The 428-nt window shown below is 36.2% G+C and carries 1 protein-coding gene; it reads left to right on the top strand.

Going from position 1 to position 428, the window contains the following annotated elements; genetic code table 11:
• Positions 1-428: DUF874 family protein (locus tag QT74_RS07950; RefSeq protein WP_033765940.1), on the top strand; the 428-nt coding region annotated here is incomplete at its 5' end.

Raw genomic sequence — 428 nt, 5'->3', positions numbered from 1 at the left:
AAACCCCTATCCAGCCAAAACACCTCCCAAACTCTAAACAACCCCGCTCTCAAAGAGGATCAAAAGCGCAAGAGCTTATAGCTTATTTGCAAAAAGAGCTAGAATCTCTGCCCTATTCGCAAAAAGCTATCGCTAAACAAGTGGATTTTTATAAACCAAGTTCTATCGCTTATTTAGAACTAGATCCTAGAGATTTTAACGCTACAGAAGAATGGCAAAAAGAAAATCTAAAAATACGCTCTAAAGCTCAAGCTAAAATGCTTGAAATGAGGAGTTTAAAACCAGACCCACAGGCCCACCTTTCAACCTCTCAAAGCCTTTTGTTCGTTCAAAAAATATTTGCTGATATTAATAAAGAAATAAAAGTAGTTGCTAATACCGAGAAAAAAGTAGAAAAAGCGGGTTATAGTTATAGTAAAAGGATGTAG

It is taken from the genome of Helicobacter pylori SA213A (genome assembly GCF_000476275.1).
Classification (GTDB): domain Bacteria; phylum Campylobacterota; class Campylobacteria; order Campylobacterales; family Helicobacteraceae; genus Helicobacter; species Helicobacter pylori_CL.
This window is presented reverse-complemented; position numbering and strand designations above follow the sequence as displayed.